This is a genomic window from Shewanella sp. KJ2020 (assembly GCF_024197625.1).
GTDB lineage: Bacteria > Pseudomonadota > Gammaproteobacteria > Enterobacterales > Shewanellaceae > Shewanella.
In genome coordinates, this window is sequence record NZ_JAKUKD010000011.1 from 22,258 (window position 1) to 38,299 (window position 16,042).

16 protein-coding genes are annotated in these 16,042 nt (G+C 46.8%); 3 read left to right on the forward strand and 13 right to left on the reverse strand.

Going from position 1 to position 16,042, the window contains the following annotated elements:
- Positions 1–153 precede the first annotated feature (153 nt).
- The gene (ffh, locus tag MJO46_RS06555) at positions 154–1,527 is read right to left on the reverse strand and encodes a signal recognition particle protein (protein WP_253988626.1); all 1,374 of its coding nucleotides are present in this window, start codon (positions 1,525–1,527) and stop codon (positions 154–156) included.
- 289 nt (positions 1,528–1,816) lie between these two features.
- Between ffh and ccsA the strand changes: the two genes are divergently transcribed.
- Both ccsA and MJO46_RS06565 read left to right on the forward strand, forming a co-directional pair.
- Complete coding sequence (gene ccsA / locus MJO46_RS06560) at positions 1,817–2,605, forward strand: inner membrane protein YpjD (RefSeq protein WP_253988627.1); 789 nt, start codon at positions 1,817–1,819, stop codon at positions 2,603–2,605.
- A 101-nt stretch (positions 2,606–2,706) separates the two neighbouring features.
- The gene (locus tag MJO46_RS06565) at positions 2,707–3,981 is read left to right on the forward strand and encodes an HlyC/CorC family transporter (protein ID WP_253988628.1); all 1,275 of its coding nucleotides are present in this window, start codon (positions 2,707–2,709) and stop codon (positions 3,979–3,981) included.
- Between the two features lie 73 nt (positions 3,982–4,054).
- On the opposite strand, the gene MJO46_RS06570 is transcribed toward MJO46_RS06565, so the two are convergent.
- The 12 genes from MJO46_RS06570 to rpoE all read right to left on the reverse strand — a co-directional run bounded on the left by MJO46_RS06570 (position 4,055) and on the right by rpoE (position 14,218).
- Entirely contained in the window at positions 4,055–4,579 is a 525-nt protein-coding gene (locus tag MJO46_RS06570) for a DUF962 domain-containing protein (protein ID WP_253988629.1), read from the reverse strand.
- Between the two features lie 208 nt (positions 4,580–4,787).
- Entirely contained in the window at positions 4,788–5,171 is a 384-nt protein-coding gene (gene acpS, locus MJO46_RS06575; protein WP_253988630.1) for a holo-ACP synthase, read from the reverse strand.
- The gene (pdxJ, locus tag MJO46_RS06580) at positions 5,171–5,908 is read right to left on the reverse strand and encodes a pyridoxine 5'-phosphate synthase (RefSeq protein WP_198782697.1); all 738 of its coding nucleotides are present in this window, start codon (positions 5,906–5,908) and stop codon (positions 5,171–5,173) included. Before pdxJ ends, acpS begins: the two co-directional genes overlap by 1 nt.
- 102 nt (positions 5,909–6,010) lie before the next feature.
- Positions 6,011–6,721 (reverse strand): DNA repair protein RecO, encoded by a 711-nt coding sequence (gene recO, locus MJO46_RS06585; protein WP_253988631.1) that lies wholly within the window; start codon positions 6,719–6,721, stop codon positions 6,011–6,013.
- A gap of 26 nt (positions 6,722–6,747) precedes the next feature.
- Positions 6,748–7,764: a GTPase Era gene (gene era, locus MJO46_RS06590; RefSeq protein WP_253988632.1), complete on the reverse strand. Its 1,017-nt coding sequence runs from the start codon at positions 7,762–7,764 to the stop codon at positions 6,748–6,750.
- A complete protein-coding gene (rnc, locus tag MJO46_RS06595) occupies positions 7,761–8,441 on the reverse strand; it encodes a ribonuclease III (RefSeq protein ID WP_253988633.1) in 681 nt (226 codons plus the stop codon). The genes era and rnc overlap by 4 nt, the downstream gene beginning before the upstream one ends.
- Before the next feature lies 1 nt (position 8,442).
- Complete coding sequence (gene lepB / locus MJO46_RS06600; RefSeq protein WP_253988634.1) at positions 8,443–9,360, reverse strand: signal peptidase I; 918 nt, start codon at positions 9,358–9,360, stop codon at positions 8,443–8,445.
- 188 nt (positions 9,361–9,548) lie between these two features.
- The gene (gene lepA / locus MJO46_RS06605) at positions 9,549–11,339 is read right to left on the reverse strand and encodes a translation elongation factor 4 (RefSeq protein ID WP_253988635.1); all 1,791 of its coding nucleotides are present in this window, start codon (positions 11,337–11,339) and stop codon (positions 9,549–9,551) included.
- 166 nt (positions 11,340–11,505) lie between these two features.
- Positions 11,506–11,979, reverse strand: a complete 474-nt coding sequence (locus MJO46_RS06610) for a SoxR reducing system RseC family protein (RefSeq protein ID WP_253988636.1) — start codon at positions 11,977–11,979, stop codon at positions 11,506–11,508.
- Positions 11,980–11,990: 11 nt separating this feature from the next.
- Positions 11,991–12,923, reverse strand: coding sequence for a MucB/RseB C-terminal domain-containing protein (locus tag MJO46_RS06615; protein WP_253988637.1), 933 nt, complete (start codon positions 12,921–12,923; stop codon positions 11,991–11,993).
- Between the two features lie 12 nt (positions 12,924–12,935).
- Entirely contained in the window at positions 12,936–13,580 is a 645-nt protein-coding gene (locus MJO46_RS06620; protein ID WP_253988638.1) for a sigma-E factor negative regulatory protein, read from the reverse strand.
- Between the two features lie 59 nt (positions 13,581–13,639).
- Positions 13,640–14,218 (reverse strand): RNA polymerase sigma factor RpoE, encoded by a 579-nt coding sequence (gene rpoE / locus MJO46_RS06625; RefSeq protein ID WP_198782689.1) that lies wholly within the window; start codon positions 14,216–14,218, stop codon positions 13,640–13,642.
- A 189-nt stretch (positions 14,219–14,407) separates the two neighbouring features.
- On the opposite strand from rpoE, the gene nadB reads away from it, so the two are divergent.
- Entirely contained in the window at positions 14,408–16,021 is a 1,614-nt protein-coding gene (nadB, locus tag MJO46_RS06630) for an L-aspartate oxidase (protein WP_253988639.1), read from the forward strand.
- The last annotated feature ends 21 nt before the right edge of the window (positions 16,022–16,042 follow it).

Here is a 16,042-nt window from a genome sequence, read left to right on the forward strand (position 1 = left end):
GAGTCCCAGATAGAAAGCCGGAAGATTTTACCTGACTTTTCAACGAATGCAACCAAATCTGGCGATTATTAAACCTGCCACCTTAGTGCGCTCGTCGGTCTAAGCTGAATCAACCGACTGATAAAACATTAACTTTGGTCAAAATTGCTGAAATTAACGCCCGGGGAATTTCATCCCGCCCGGCATCATGCCACGCATCCCGCGCATCATTTTTTGCATGCCGCCCTTGGCCGACATTTTTTTCATCATCTTTTGCATCTGGGTAAACTGTTTCAATAAACGGTTTACATCTTGAATTTGCGTACCAGAACCCGCTGCGATCCGGCGTTTACGTGAGCCTTTGATTAAATCCGGATTTTTACGCTCTTTGGCCGTCATAGAGTTGATGATGGCTTCCATTTGGCCCGTCATCTTGCCGTCTTGAATTTGCGCTAGGGCCTCAGGCGGCAATTGACCGACACCGGGCAGCTTTTCCAGCATGTTCATCATGCCGCCCATGTTTTTCATTTGCTGTAACTGTTCACGGAAATCTTCTAAATCGAAACTGCCGCCCTGCTTCACTTTGGAAGCCAGCTTCATCGCCTTTTCTTTATCGACGCCGCGCTCAACTTCTTCGATAAGCGATAACACATCGCCCATGCCCAAAATACGTGAGGCGATACGATCGGGGTGGAATGGCTCTAGGGCATCGGTCTTTTCACCCACACCGAGGAATTTAATCGGCTTGCCCGTGATATGGCGAATGGATAATGCCGCACCACCGCGGGCATCACCGTCAACTTTGGTTAAGATGACACCGGTTAACGGCAAGGCTTCGTTGAAGGCTTTGGCGGTATTGGCGGCATCTTGCCCCGTCATCGCATCGACAACGAAGAGGGTTTCGATAGGTTTAACCGCGGCATGTAGTGCCTTGATTTCATCCATCATGGCTTCATCGACGTGCAGACGGCCTGCGGTATCGAGGATCACTACATCGATAAATTTAAGTTTTGCGTGGGCAATGGCCGCTTTCGCAATATCTATGGGTTTTTGGCTCACATCCGATGGGAAGAACTCCACAGCGACTTCATTCGCTAAGGTCTCAAGCTGTTTGATTGCCGCTGGACGATAAACGTCGGCGCTGACCACCAATACGGATTTCTTATGGCGAGTACGCAGTAACTTACCTAATTTGGCGACACTGGTGGTTTTACCCGCACCTTGCAGACCCGCCATCATAATCACTGCGGGTGGCTGAGTCGCCAAATCTAAGGCTTCATTCGCCTCGCCCATGGATTTTTCAAGTTCGCTTTGAACTATCTTAATAAAGGCTTGGCCTGGGCTTAGGCTTTTCGCCACTTCTTGGCCAACGGCGCGCTCTTTAACATTGTTAACGAACTCACGCACTACAGGCAGGGCAACATCGGCCTCCAGCAGTGCCATACGCACTTCGCGCAGGGTTTCCTTAACGTTTTCTTCAGTTAAGCGACCACGGCCACTGATGTTTTTCAGCGTGCGTGACAGTCTGTCGGTTAGATTCTCAAACATTATCCTGCTCTATACCTTTAAGGATCTCGATTAATGGACTGTATTATAACGATGCGGGCGCATTATGCTACTGCCACACTCATCTTGCGGGCACTTAAGCATTTTGCTTGCACTGGCTCATGTTTTACCGCTAGGCGTGAACTATTTACACCTAACAATAAGAATCTGCTAAATTTTGCAACTCATGTCACTGCCCATTTATCGACAGCTCATGTTATTCTAAGGAAAATATTGATCTGTATGCCCCGTTTTCAAGGCACCTTTAACAACACGAATAGGTTAATTATCCATGGTCATTTTTTCCGCATCAGCCATGTTTTTTTACTGCATTGCATTGGTATTAGTGACAAGCCGACTGTTCCACCCCGAGGGGCCTAATCGCCGAGCTGTTGCGGGTGTGGCGGCGATTGCCGTTATTTTGCATGCTGCAGCGCTATCCCAGGCAATATTTACCACCGACGGACAAAACTTCAGCCTAACCAATGTTATTTCATTAGTGAACTGGATTATCGCCTTCACCTTTACCGTGATGATGTTCAGGCTAAAAGTGATTGTCGTTGTGCCCGTAGTTTATGCCTGTTCTGTGCTATCCGTAGCACTACTCTGGTTATTACCGCCCAAGTTTATTATCCACTTTGAACTCTATCCTGAAGTGTTGGCCCATGTTGTATTGTCGCTTATGGCCTACAGTGCGCTGATGATTGCTGCGTTGTATGCCATTCAACTGGCGATGATCCAAAATAAGCTTAAGAAAAAACAGCTGATGTTAAGCCCGAGTATTCCGCCACTGATGACGGTAGAGAAACAGCTATACCACCTTGTGATCATTGGGGTTATCTTACTTAGCTTATCACTCGCCACTGGCTTTATTTTCCTCGACGATATGTTCGCCGATGGAAAAGGCCACAAGGCCATTCTGTCGATTATGGCTTGGTTTGTGTACATCACTATGCTGTGGCAGCAATATTCCGTCGGCTGCAAAATCCGCACCGCCGTTATTTACACTTTATCGGGTGCAACCCTGCTCTCACTGGCTTATTTTGGCGCGCGTATTGTTAAAGAGTTAATCCTAGGCTAATAATGTCAAGCCAGCGATATGCTGAATGGCTTCGCTGGCTTGACACTCCTTTGAAATATCGGTATTTACTTAAGTTTGCTGGCTAATTCGGGATCGACTTTTTGGACGCTATATCGACAAGCGCACTCCTCATTTTTTTACTAGTGCTCATTCTGTTCTCAGCCTATTTTTCAGGCTCAGAAACCGCCATGATGACCCTCAACCGCTACCGCCTAAGGCATTTAGCATCCAATGGCCATAAAGGCGCAATACGGGCATTGAAACTATTAGAACGTCCTGACCGCTTAATCGGTTTAATCCTTATCGGTAATAACTTAGTCAATATTTTAGCCTCTGCCATAGCAACTATTATTGGTATGCGACTCTGGGGGGACTTAGGCGTCGCGATAGCGACAGGTGTGCTTACTTTAGTCGTGTTAGTCTTTGGTGAAGTCACCCCAAAAACCATTGCCGCATTAAATCCAGAACGTATTGCCTTTCCATCAAGCTACTTACTTTTTGCACTATCGAAAATATTTGCCTACGTTGTTACCAGCGTAAACCTCATCACCACGGGCATACTGCGTTTATTCGGGATCAAAACCATCAGCAGTAGTGATGCCTTAAGCAAAGAAGAACTTCGCACCGTAGTGCATGAAGCGGGCGCCCTGATCCCCCAGCGACATCAAGAAATGTTGCTGTCGATTTTAGATCTCGAGAAAGTCACAGTTGAAGATATTATGGTGACGCGTTCGGATATTTATGCCATCAACGTTAATGATGAATTTAAAGTCATTAACCGCCAGGTTATCCAAAGCCCACATACCCGAGTATTAGTCTACCGTGACACCATTGACGATGCGGTTGGCTTTATCCATTTACGGGATGCCCTGCGCCTACAATCTAAGAAACAATTCAGTAAATCCTCCCTATTACGCGCCGTAAAGGAACTGTATTTTATCCCCGAAGGCACGCCGTTAAACGTGCAATTAGCGAATTTTCAGCATAATAAAGAGCGAATAGGCCTAGTGGTGGATGAATATGGCGATATTCAGGGGCTAGTCACCTTAGAAGACATTTTAGAAGAAATTGTTGGCGATTTTACCACCTCTATGATTGCGACCCCGAGCGAAGATATTACCGTCCAGCAGGATGGTAGCTACTTGATCGATGCCAGCATCACCATCCGAGATCTCAATAAAGAAATGAAGTGGAATTTTCCAACGGACGGCCCTAAGACGCTTAATGGATTAATTTTAGAATATTTAGAAGAGATCCCCTCGGAAAACACCAGTTTGCGCCTCGCGGGTTACCCATTAGAGGTGATTGAAGTGGCTGATAATATGGTCAAAACGGTAAGATTGATCCCGCAGCATTATCACCCGCCACGTTCATAAGCCACTGGTTACCCCATATAAAAAATCGGCTGAACCCAATAGGTTCAGCCGATTTTGCTCTCCCCCGAGAAAACTAGGTCTTTTTTTGCGCCTCGATGGCACGACGTTTGGCTATCGCCAAAGGAGTGATTTCCTCATTCAGCGACTTTTCCAAACCCAGCATAAAATACACTTCGGCCATTAAAAAAAACGGTCCGATAAGCAGTTGATTTAAGTCATCCACAAAGGCCGGCTTAGCTTTCTCATATCGATGGCCGATAAGCTGAAAAACCCAACCCAAAATAAAAATGCCCAACGCCAGCCAAATTGGATTAGCCGAGTGCGATACCAGTTCAGTGGTATAGAGCACGGGAATTAAAAACAGGGTTAGTCCAATAGCTAACTTTAAATGTAAGCGGACATAATACAGCAGCACAAGGACACCTAAGATCAGTCCTAAACTGGTCTCTCCCAAGCCTCCAAGTGGCACTCTGACGGTCGCCAATAACAAAAATGCCGACCAAATAATTAATGGAATACCAATAAAGTGCGTTTGAATATTTCGATGATTTAGATGCACACTTTTATAAGTTGATAACTGCTCTACGGCGGATTTCATCTGGGGCTCCTCTATTATTGTCCCTGCATTATGCGAATCAGCTCCACTCTCACATAGGATTACAATACCTAAAATTAAGTGTTCGCTGATGCAATAAGCTAACGCAAAATACACCCACTGAACAGAGAAAGTAAATAAAATGTTGCAAACACCAAAGGAAACAGGGAACCGTGGGTTCCCTGTTTAATGAGTCAATATTGCAGTCGGCTTATAAGGACTCGATGATCACAGTCGCTATCGCGTAGGATTTTTCATCGGCAATAGAAATATGTCCGACCTTTGCATTAAGCAGCTCTAGTCGAGTAAGCGCCCCCCCGGTAAAGCCTATCGTCGGTGCACCGTTATCATCATTACCAATATGAATATGCTGAAAAGAGACCCCACGGCCTATGCCCGTTCCCAGCGCTTTTGCGGCGGCTTCTTTCGCGGCAAAACGTTTAGCCAGATATCGACTCGGTTGGCTATGGGCGCCATAGAGGGCAAATTCCGCCTCTGTGAGCACTCGTTTAGCCAACCTATCACCCGCGCGTTTAACCTGGGTTGCTATACGTTCAATTTCAACGATATCTGTGCCTAAACCAACAATGGCCATTATTCGCCCCGACGCCCTTCAAGCATTAGGGTTTTCATATCTTTAACGGCGGTTGCTAAACCATCGATCGCAGCACGGGCAACGATAGCATGGCCAATATTGAGCTCATATAACTCGGGAATGGCGGCAATAGGCTTAACATTGTGATAGTGCAAACCATGGCCAGCATTAACGATAAGCCCTTTGCCATGGGCATATTTTGCCATCTCGCTAATTCTGGCTAATTCACGGGCTTCATCCGCTTCTGTTTTGGCATCGGCATAGCAACCCGTATGAATTTCGATCACAGGAGCGCCAGATGCGACCGCGGCATCGATTTGGGTCTTATCCGCATCGATAAATAAAGAGACTTGAATACCATTAGCGGCTAAACGAGTGACTGCAGCAGTGATTTTCTCAAGTTGCCCAGCAACATCTAAGCCACCTTCAGTGGTCACTTCCTGACGTTTTTCAGGGACTAAGCAAACGTAGGTTGGTTTAACTTCACAGGCGATGTTAAGCATTTCTTCGGTGACGGCACATTCGAAGTTCATGCGGGTTTTTAAGGTTTTTGCCAATAAATACACATCACGGTCGATAATATGGCGTCTATCTTCACGCAAATGGATGGTAATACCGTCGGCACCCGCATGTTCTGCAACGGCAGCCGCATGGACTGGATCGGGATAATTAGTGCCACGCGCCTGACGTAGGGTCGCAATATGGTCGATATTTACGCCCAATAAGATACGGCTCATCGGGAACTCCTTTATTTTAGTAAGGCTAGAATTAACACTGAAATTGCGCCCCATTGTACTGACACCCAGATGAAAAAACACTGAGACGCTCACTAAAAACAACTATTCGAGGGAATTATTCCCATCGTACTTTGACATTAAGGCACTCTGAAACAATTGCCGGCTGAGCAAAGGTTTAGTGCCAAGCAGAGGTTGTAGCATAGAACGCATCAACCGCTTTGCACTTAAAAAATGCTCTTCCACCAATTGATTGTCATTAAGCGCAATTAACATGGCCCCTTGATAGGCGTTGCGGGCACGGGAATTAAGCACAAATTGAAAGCCTAACTCGGGAATGAGTTGGTAGTAATCTTCGGGGATCAGCGCCTCACCTTGGGTGTCGCGACTCAGAGAAGGCATAGCCCCTAACTCCTGCAATAGTGCAAGTTCTACATAACGCAGCTGGGATTGACAAAAATCGGCGGCGAGACCGACTAAGGCACGGTGATAAATAAGGAATAAGGCTTCGGCATTGTGCTGCACAGACAAGGTCCGCATCAGCAACTCATTGATATACATGCCAGCATATAGACTGTGGCCGCTAAGCGGCACGGCGGGGGCAGCCGCTTCAATTTGTGTTAAGGTTTTTAATTCAGATTTATCGCTAAATTCAAAGATCAGCGGTTGAAAGGGCTGGAGAATACTCTTGATAGAACGCTTACCACTGCCGATTCTGGCAACCACATCGACGCGTCCAATGCCGTCAACCAACAGGTTAACTAAGGCACTGGACTCTCGGTATGGACGGTGATGCAGAACATAACCCCGCTTCATCGATAAGCATGCTCCAATGACAAAAATTAATCGTCACCGTAACCTAAGCTACGTAGGGCGCGCTCATCGTCGGCCCAGCCGGATTTCACTTTCACCCACACTTCGAGGAACACTTTGTTATCAAACAGCGTTTCCATATCGAGGCGCGCTTGGGTTGCGATGGTACGAATACGCTCACCTTTACTGCCGATCACCATACGTTTTTGACCTTCGCGCTCGACGAGGATCAGGGCGTTAATTTGGTAAACGCCATTTTCCATCATCTTAAACTGCTCGATTTCAACCGTGGCATCATAGGGCAGCTCGTCCCCAAGAAAACGCATTAGTTTTTCACGGACAATTTCCGAAGCCATAAAACGCTGGGAACGGTCGGTGACATAATCTTCGGGGAAGAAGAATGGATTCTCCGGCAGGGAGTCAGCCGCTAATTCCAAAATCCGCTTAACGTTAGTGCCTTTACTGGCTGAAATCGGCAGAATTTCATCGAAGGGATACTTCTTCGCGACTTCTTCCAAATAGGGGAAAAGGGCTTCTTTGTCTTTGATATTATCGACTTTATTGATAGCTAAAATGGTTTTACGCTCTTCACCGCCGCGGCGCAGTTTACTCAATACCATTTCATCATCGGCGGTCCACGTCATGCCATCGACAACAAAAATCACCATAGCCACATCGGCAAGTGAACTGGCTGCGGCACGGTTCATCAAGCGGTTGATGGCGCGTTGTTCTTCAATATGTAGCCCCGGCGTATCGATAAACACGATTTGCTTAGGACCATCGGTATGGATGCCCATGATACGGTGGCGGGTCGTTTGTGGTTTTTTAGAGGTGATACTCACCTTTTGCCCGAGCAAACGATTCAATAGGGTCGATTTACCCACATTCGGACGGCCGATAATGGCCACCATGCCGCAGTAGGTCACATCATAGTGGGCCGACGGCGTTGGCGCGGCCGCATTCATCCTTGCCAGCAATTCGTCTAAGCTAGGTTCATTGCTCGCATTAGCGGCATCGACAGCTGGCAAGTCTGTTTTTTTGGTCATTTCTTCAGTAACTCCAATACTTGGGCCGCGGCGATCTGTTCGGCTTTGCGGCGTGAACTCGCCACCCCGATTACGCTTTGGCTCAAGTCTTCAATACGGCATTCAACGGTGAATGTCTGGTCGTGGGCATCGCCTTCTATATTGATTACTTGGTAATCCGGTAGTGGCTTTTTTAACCCTTGTAAATATTCTTGCAGCAAGGTTTTAGCATCTTTCTGGCTTACGCCGGGTTGAATTTCCGCTAAACGCTCGGCATACCAAGTCAGCAGCAACTTGCGGCAGACCTCTAGATCTGAATCGAGATAAATCGCACCGATAATGGCTTCTACCGCATCGGCAAGAATGGACTCACGGCGAAATCCACCACTTTTTAATTCACCAGGACCGAGATATAAATAATCACCGAGCTTAAATGCTTGGGCGATAAGCGTTAGGGTGTCGCCACGCACTAAGGTGGCACGCATCCGGCTTAAATCGCCTTCGGTCGCCTTTGGGAACTGGTGATAAAGTGCATCGGATATCACGATAGATAAAATCGAATCACCTAAAAACTCTAGACGCTCGTTGTGTTTATTTGCCGCACTTCTATGGGTCAAAGCCTGGGTTAATAACTCAATATTATTGAATTCATAACCTAAGGTACGACACAAACGAGGCAAATTTTTAATCGGTTCCATGCTATTTTATTCCACCTACACGCTCAAAACGCACTCCGCTTGGTACCCAAGTTGGCAAGAAATCGGCGGCTGCGCGGTCAAATTCAAAACTTATCCAAATCGCGACCGCTTTACCCACCAAGTTTTCTTCGGGGACAAAGCCCCAGAAACGACTGTCGGTACTGTTATCGCGGTTATCTCCCATGGCAAAGTAATGCCCTTCTGGCACGAGGAACTCGCCTGCGGGTAAGTTAGCTTCACGCTTAAAGTAACCCAACATATCAGGACGGCTTGGGTTGATTAAAATATCGTGGGCCACTTCGCCTAATTGCTCGGTATAACGTAATAATGGCACCCCGTCTTGGCTAAAATCGCCACGGCTAATCTCGGTACGTGCTACCACTTCCGCTTCTGGACAATTTGTCTGCTGAGTATCGCAGGCCTTTTGGATCATCAACTGCTTATTACGATAAATCACTCGGTCACCCGGTAATCCGACAACGCGCTTGATATAGTCAATTTGCGGATTTTCAGGGTATTTAAATACGATCACATCGCCACGTTCAGGCTTGCCCGTTTCAACCAGTTTAGTTCGCCATACGGGATCTTTAAGGCCATAACTAAACTTTTCCACCAGAATAAAATCTCCCACCAACAGGGTTGGCATCATAGAACCCGAGGGGATTTGAAATGGCTCATAAATAAAGGAGCGCAGGATCAACACAAAGGCAATCACAGGGAAGATAGAATGCGCAGTTTCGACTAGGGTCGACTCACGAATGATTTGGTACTCGGCTTCTTCGGTTAAATTCGCCTGTGATGCCTTTGCCAACGCTAAACTCTCGCGGCGCTTAGGGGCAAACATCAGCACATCGACTAACCAGATAAGCCCTGAAATCAGGGTTACCAGCACTAAAATAATGGAAAAATAGGCTGCCATTGCTTATTGAACTCCTGCCTGGAAATAATTAAAGGTTCTTAACCTAGCGACTATGGTATTTCGACTATCGAGCTTTAGTTAACTTACCGCATTTCATCATAAACACCACAAAATCATGCGATAACCTAACTAAAGCGCCGCAATCTGCGGCGCAATAGTGAACTAAATTGTCATGCTGTGACTCAGGATTACTCGTTGAGTTTCAGTACCGCCAAGAATGCCTCCTGTGGCACCTCAACGTTACCCACTTGCTTCATCCGTTTCTTACCCTCTTTTTGTTTATTTAAGAGTTTTTTCTTACGGGAAACGTCGCCGCCGTAACACTTAGCCGTAACGTCTTTACGCAGGGCTTTTACGGTTGAACGGGCAATAATCTGGCTACCAACGGCTGCTTGAATCGCAATATCAAACATTTGGCGCGGGATCAGCTCTTTCATCTTTTCAACTAACGCCAAACCACGGTGACGAATGTTTGATCTGTGGATAACCATAGCGAGGGCATCGACTCGGTCGCCGTTAATCAAGATGTCTAAGCGCACCATGTCAGCGGGATCGAAGCGAATAAAGTTATATTCGAGTGATGCATAGCCACGGCTGGTTGATTTCAAACGGTCGAAGAAGTCCATCACCACTTCTGCCATTGGCAGATGATAGGTCACAGCCACTTGGTTACCGTGGTAAACCATGTTCACCTGAGTGCCACGTTTTTCAATACATAGGGTAATCACGTTACCTAAGTATTCTTTTGGCACTAAAATATTGGCCTCAACAATCGGCTCACGCATTTCTTCGATATTGTTAATCGCGGGTAAATCTGACGGGTTATCGACATAGACAACTTCACCGTTAGTCATCACCACTTCATAGACTACCGTTGGTGCCGTTGTAATCAGCTCAAGATTGTATTCACGCTCTAAACGTTCTTGAATGATTTCCATATGGAGCAGGCCTAAATAGCCAATACGGAAACCAAAGCCAAGGGCCGATGAACTTTCAGGTTCGAAGAACAATGAAGCATCATTTAGGCTGAGTTTGTTTAACGCATCACGGAAGTTTTCATATTCATCGGTCGAAATAGGGAATACACCCGCGTAAACCTGCGGTTTCACCTTTTTAAAACCAGGTAAAGGCTTATCCGCGCCATTCTTGGCAAGCGTCAAAGTATCGCCCACGGGCGCGCCGTGGATCTCCTTAATACCTGCGATCACAAAACCTACCTCACCGGTTTTTAGCTCGGCTTTATCGGTTTGCTTTGGCGTGAAAATACCGACGCGATCGGCGGTATGGTTTTGTCCGGTCGACATCACCTTAAACTTATCGCCTTTCTTCAGGCTACCGTGTTTAATGCGCACTAAGGACACTACGCCTAAATAGCTATCAAACCAAGAATCGATGATTAAGGCTTGCAGCGGCGCATCCGGATTACCCTCTGGTGGCGGGATCTGTGCCACGATCACTTCTAACACATCATCGACACCGACACCGGTTTTAGCGGAACAACGCACGGCATTCATCGCATCTATGCCGACAATATCTTCGATTTCGGCGGCAACACGCTCAGGGTCGGCTTGCGGTAAGTCGATCTTGTTTAAAATAGGCACCACATCGAGATTCATATCCAGTGCGGTATAACAGTTTGCCAGAGTCTGAGCTTCTACGCCCTGACCAGCATCCACCACCAGCAATGCGCCTTCGCAGGCCGCTAATGAACGTGACACTTCATAGGAAAAGTCGACATGGCCAGGGGTATCAATAAAGTTGAGTTGATAGACTTGGCCATCTTTAGCCTTGTAGTCTAGGGTGACACTTTGTGCCTTAATCGTGATACCACGCTCACGCTCAAGATCCATAGAATCGAGCACTTGAGCATCCATTTCACGGTCGGTTAAACCGCCACAAACCTGAATAAGACGATCTGATAGCGTCGATTTACCATGGTCGATATGGGCAATAATTGAGAAGTTTCTAATGTGTTTCATTATGCTGCAATGACTAATACTGAAAATGGATACGGTTCAAAGGAGCGAAATTGTACCTGATTGCGGTTTCAATACCAATCAGATTCACTCCTAGTTACATTTATGCCACCAAAAGGCATGAAAGTCGCAAATTAACTTTCTATCTTAAACGGCTAATAGACTGAAACTAATCGGTTAATTTACCTAAACTGACGCCCATACCTAAATAAGCCAAAATCACGGGCTTTGCATCCACTTCGAGCCGTTTAGCCCGCTGTTTTCCAAACCACCAAGCCAACAAAGTGCCAAGGGCGGCAAAAGCCATGGCACTAAGATCAGGATTCAATTGGATAAGATGAGCGACAAATTGCCCTAAAACGGCCCCGACAAACAAACCCAACAAAGGCAATAGGTAGACCAAGGCGGCCGCTTTTAGAATAACGCTCTCGGGAAGACCTAACTTCAGAAGTTCACCGGGCTCGCAGTGACGCTCGCTTTGAATGGAGAATTGTTGGGTCTTGGCTGAAAAAGCCTGCGCCACGGCAGAAGTACCGCAGGACTCACTACTACTGCAACTCTTACAGGTGCTCTTAAGCTCAACTTCAACCCTGAGCCAGCCCTGATTGTCACAGGCAATCACCCTTGCCACTTCTTCCATCATAGTGCTGCGCCCTATTCTAGTCTGAGGCTTTTTGCAATGCGTGAAAGGGTTTCTGTCGGCACTTTACCTACGGCGACCACTTCAGCATTACCCACTTTTTCAGAGACCAGCGATAAACCATTGCGGGTGATTAACTCCTCCGGCAATGGACTCGAGCCAGCTCTGGCCACATAAACGGAAATATTGGCGAGTCCATCGGTCAATGCTATATATTCCACCGCTTCATGGCTACCGATTAAACGGTGATGATCGCGCACAACAACGGTAAAACCCGCAGGTAACCAAGAGAATTGCCAATTTTGGCCATCTTGCCGCTCGGCTTGATCGATAACCGCTGGCCATTCTTGTTTGTAGGCTTCCAGTAGAATCGCTGGCGGCTCATGGAGTTCAATCAATTCAATGACCATGATTTGCTCAAGCAGTTGTTTATCTTGGGTCAACATGTCGTATCGCAACGGTAAATATGTCTCCATATCGAGCCAGATCTGAAAACCATAACGATACTCATCATTTGGTAACAAGCGGATCATTTGCCCAGGGCGGCCAGCAATACGCGTTCGACCACCGAGCACGAATTGATAACCGACTTCTAAATCGCTCATTTTAGAGGAAAATGCCGCAGGCCAAACACCTTGAATATGATTGGAAATAATGCTGTATGCCGGTTGGTCGTGTTCAATAAAGGTCACACGATCCCCCACACGTACCGCATTCTTTGGGGGGCCATTGAGGTACTCTAAAAAAGCAACCTCTTGTTCATTTACTTTGCCGTGAAGATAAACCAAAGGCCGAATATGATCGGCCTGAAGTTGAATAATCGATGCTTTAAACTCTTTCTCTTTTAACGCCTGACTCATTTTATCGAGCCAGACTTTGGCGGGCATATCTTCCTGCGCCATTGCAGGGAACACCAAGGCTAATAAAGCCAACAGGATTAGACGCAAGCTAACTCCTTACTACTGATTGAACGGAACGGGAATAACCTCGGTATTGTCTTCTATAACCGCCCCAGTATTCAATCGTTGTTGCAACATATGATCTTGAATATAAGTATTTATTCGGCGGCGTTGCTCGTTCATTTGATCATTAGTATAACCTTGGTTTTGTTGCACTGCCCCGGTTTGTAAACTCACAGGAGACGCACTACCCACCAAAGGACGGGTGACCAATACTGGCGATGGAGATGCAACATCATCGGCCGTTTGATTGTAATTTTGCACGCCGACAATCGCAAACATAGCCACAGTTGCCGCGATAGCGTATTGACCAAACTGTTTAAACAATGGCACAACGCGACTATTACCAGCATTAATAACTGTGCCTGCATTAACAGCGACTTGTGTCGTTACTGGAGCATCGACTTCAGAAGCCGTCACTTGTGGGGCGACAATCGCAGGTTCAAGTTCAATTGCAGCGGCAATGCTAGCGGAAAGATCTAACACAATATTCTGCGGCAACTCGCCACGCATGGCATCGCCTATCATATGATAGTTATGCCATTTATTATGCGAATGCGTATCGGCAACTAATTCTGCCATGGTCTGCGCATCAGTCTCTCCATCGACCGCGGCAGATACCCATTCTTGACCTAATTTATCCATTGTTCACCTGTCTAAATATAAGAGTTTTCTTAATATAAGAACTAACTTAGTATAAGAACTTAGGCTTCCAGTAAAGGCTGGAGCTTTTTATCGATGGCCTCTCGAGCACGGAAGATACGCGATCTCACGGTCCCAACGGGGCAATCCATCACTATGGCAATATCTTCGTAACTCATACCATCGAGCTCACGCAAGGAGATGGCCATTCGTAATTCTTCTGGCAGTGTTTCTAAGGTATCGAAAATCACTTTTTTGATTTCATCCGATAACATCAGCCGCTCTGGGGAGGCAAACTCCTTTAGCGCATCACTACCTTCATAATACTCGGCATCTTCAGCATCAACATCATTCGCGGGCGCCCTACGCCCCTGTGATACGAGATAATTCTTCGCAGTGTTTACTGCAATACGGTACAACCAGGTATAAAACGCACTTTCTCCGCGAAAGTTTGGCAAAGCCCGATAAGCTTTGATAAACGCTTCCTGTGCCACATCGGTAACGTCGGCTTGGTTACGCACATAGCGCGAAATCAAGCTAATAACTTTACTTTGATATTTAAGCACTAACAGGTTAAAAGCGTTTTTATCTCCCCGTTGCACGCGCTCAACTAATTGTTGATCACTAATTTGTCCACTCATCCGAGCCGACTTCTCCCAAATCTAAAATGCTGATTTCTCAGTCGCTCGAATCATATTCACTTATGTAGACTAGCGTGCTTTGAAAAAGTTCTTAAAATTATACAAAAAAAGTAAGGATAAAAGGAAAGTACCCATATTTCGTCAGTTGGTTTACCATAGATGGCACTCTCAGTCACATCATGATACCCGATGAAACAAGTAGTTGAACACCAATCTGACATATTAGTCATAGGTAGCGGTGCCGCAGGTCTGACACTAGCTTTGCATCTTGCTGAAAAAGCAAACGTAATTCTGCTTTCAAAAGGCCCGCTCTCGGAAGGGTCCACGTACTATGCCCAAGGCGGAATAGCCTCCGTCTTCGATGAAAGTGACACTATCGAATCCCATGTGGCCGATACTTTAGTCGCGGGAGCGGGTTTATGCGATAAAGAAGTCGTGACGTTTACCGCAGAAAACGCAAAAAGTGCCATGCAATGGCTTATCGAATGTGGCGTCGCCTTCGATAAAGAAGAAACCAACGATGGCAATGCTAAGGATGCGCCCTATCATCTCACCCGTGAAGGTGGCCATAGTCATAGACGTATTTTGCATGCCGCAGATGCGACGGGCAAAGAAGTGCAAACGACGCTGCAAGAACGCGCACTTGCCCACCCCAACATTAAAGTGTTGGAACGCTATAACGCCATCGATCTTATTACCACCCGTAAGCTTAACCGCCCAGGAAACCGAGTGTTAGGCGCTTACGTGTGGAATCGCAACGAAGAACACGTTGAAACCGTTAAGGCCAAATTTGTCGCATTAGCCACGGGCGGTAGTTCTAAAGTTTACCAATATACCTCAAATCCCGATGTCGCCAGCGGTGATGGTATTGCCATGGCCTGGCGCGCAGGTTGCCGTGTCGCCAATATGGAATTCAACCAATTCCACCCGACGTGTTTGTACCATGCCGATGCGCGTAACTTTTTGCTGACCGAAGCACTGCGCGGTGAAGGGGCTTATTTACGTCGCCCAGACGGTAGCCGTTTTATGCCAGACTTTGATGAGCGCGCTGAACTCGCTCCCCGCGATATTGTGGCCCGGGCCATCGATTATGAGATGAAGCGTCTCGGTGCCGACTGCGTTTATTTGGATATTAGCCATAAAGATAGCGACTTTATCATCAAGCATTTCCCGACGATTTACAGTCGCTGCTTAGAATTAGGCATAGATATCACTCAAGGTCCTATCCCTGTCGTCCCCGCAGCCCACTATACCTGTGGCGGCGTAATGACAGACTTGCATGGCCAAACGGATCTCAATGGACTCTATGCCATTGGTGAAGTTGCCTATACCGGCCTTCATGGCGCCAATCGTCTGGCGAGTAATTCCCTGCTCGAATGTCTGGTATTTGCCCGCGCCGCCTCACAGGATATTGAGAGCCAACTGCATAAAATCACTCTGCCTGGACAAATTCCACCTTGGGATGAGAGTAAAGTATCAAATTCGGATGAAGAGGTTGTGATTGCCCATAACTGGCACGAACTGCGGCTATTTATGTGGGATTATGTCGGTATTGTGCGCTCGGATAAGCGTCTCGAACGGGCACTGCGCCGCTGTTTAATGCTTCAACAGGAAATCCAAGAGTATTACAGCAACTTCAAGGTCAGCAATAACCTGCTCGAACTGCGTAATCTAGTGCAAGTGGCTGAACTTATCATTCGCTGCGCGATGGAGCGTAAGGAAAGCCGTGGATTGCATTACAATATTGATCATCCAGGCAAACTAGACTCACCACTGCCAACCATTTTACAGCCAGAGAAATAAATCACTTCTACATTTTGCAGG

Coding starts and splice junctions, on each gene's coding strand:
- ccsA (WP_253988627.1), top strand. CDS start 1,817: ATGGTCATTTTTTCCGCATCAGCCATGTTTTTTTACTGCATTGCATTG.
- MJO46_RS06620 (WP_253988638.1), bottom strand. CDS start 13,580: ATGGATAAATTAGGTCAAGAATGGGTATCTGCCGCGGTCGATGGAGAG.
- acpS (WP_253988630.1), bottom strand. CDS start 5,171: ATGGCCATTGTTGGTTTAGGCACAGATATCGTTGAAATTGAACGTATA.
- rnc (WP_253988633.1), bottom strand. CDS start 8,441: ATGGAACCGATTAAAAATTTGCCTCGTTTGTGTCGTACCTTAGGTTAT.
- rpoE (WP_198782689.1), bottom strand. CDS start 14,218: ATGAGTGGACAAATTAGTGATCAACAATTAGTTGAGCGCGTGCAACGG.
- ffh (WP_253988626.1), bottom strand. CDS start 1,527: ATGTTTGAGAATCTAACCGACAGACTGTCACGCACGCTGAAAAACATC.
- lepB (WP_253988634.1), bottom strand. CDS start 9,360: ATGGCAGCCTATTTTTCCATTATTTTAGTGCTGGTAACCCTGATTTCA.
- recO (WP_253988631.1), bottom strand. CDS start 6,721: ATGAAGCGGGGTTATGTTCTGCATCACCGTCCATACCGAGAGTCCAGT.
- MJO46_RS06570 (WP_253988629.1), bottom strand. CDS start 4,579: ATGAAATCCGCCGTAGAGCAGTTATCAACTTATAAAAGTGTGCATCTA.
- era (WP_253988632.1), bottom strand. CDS start 7,764: ATGACCAAAAAAACAGACTTGCCAGCTGTCGATGCCGCTAATGCGAGC.
- nadB (WP_253988639.1), top strand. CDS start 14,408: ATGAAACAAGTAGTTGAACACCAATCTGACATATTAGTCATAGGTAGC.
- lepA (WP_253988635.1), bottom strand. CDS start 11,339: ATGAAACACATTAGAAACTTCTCAATTATTGCCCATATCGACCATGGT.
- pdxJ (WP_198782697.1), bottom strand. CDS start 5,908: ATGAGCCGTATCTTATTGGGCGTAAATATCGACCATATTGCGACCCTA.
- MJO46_RS06610 (WP_253988636.1), bottom strand. CDS start 11,979: ATGATGGAAGAAGTGGCAAGGGTGATTGCCTGTGACAATCAGGGCTGG.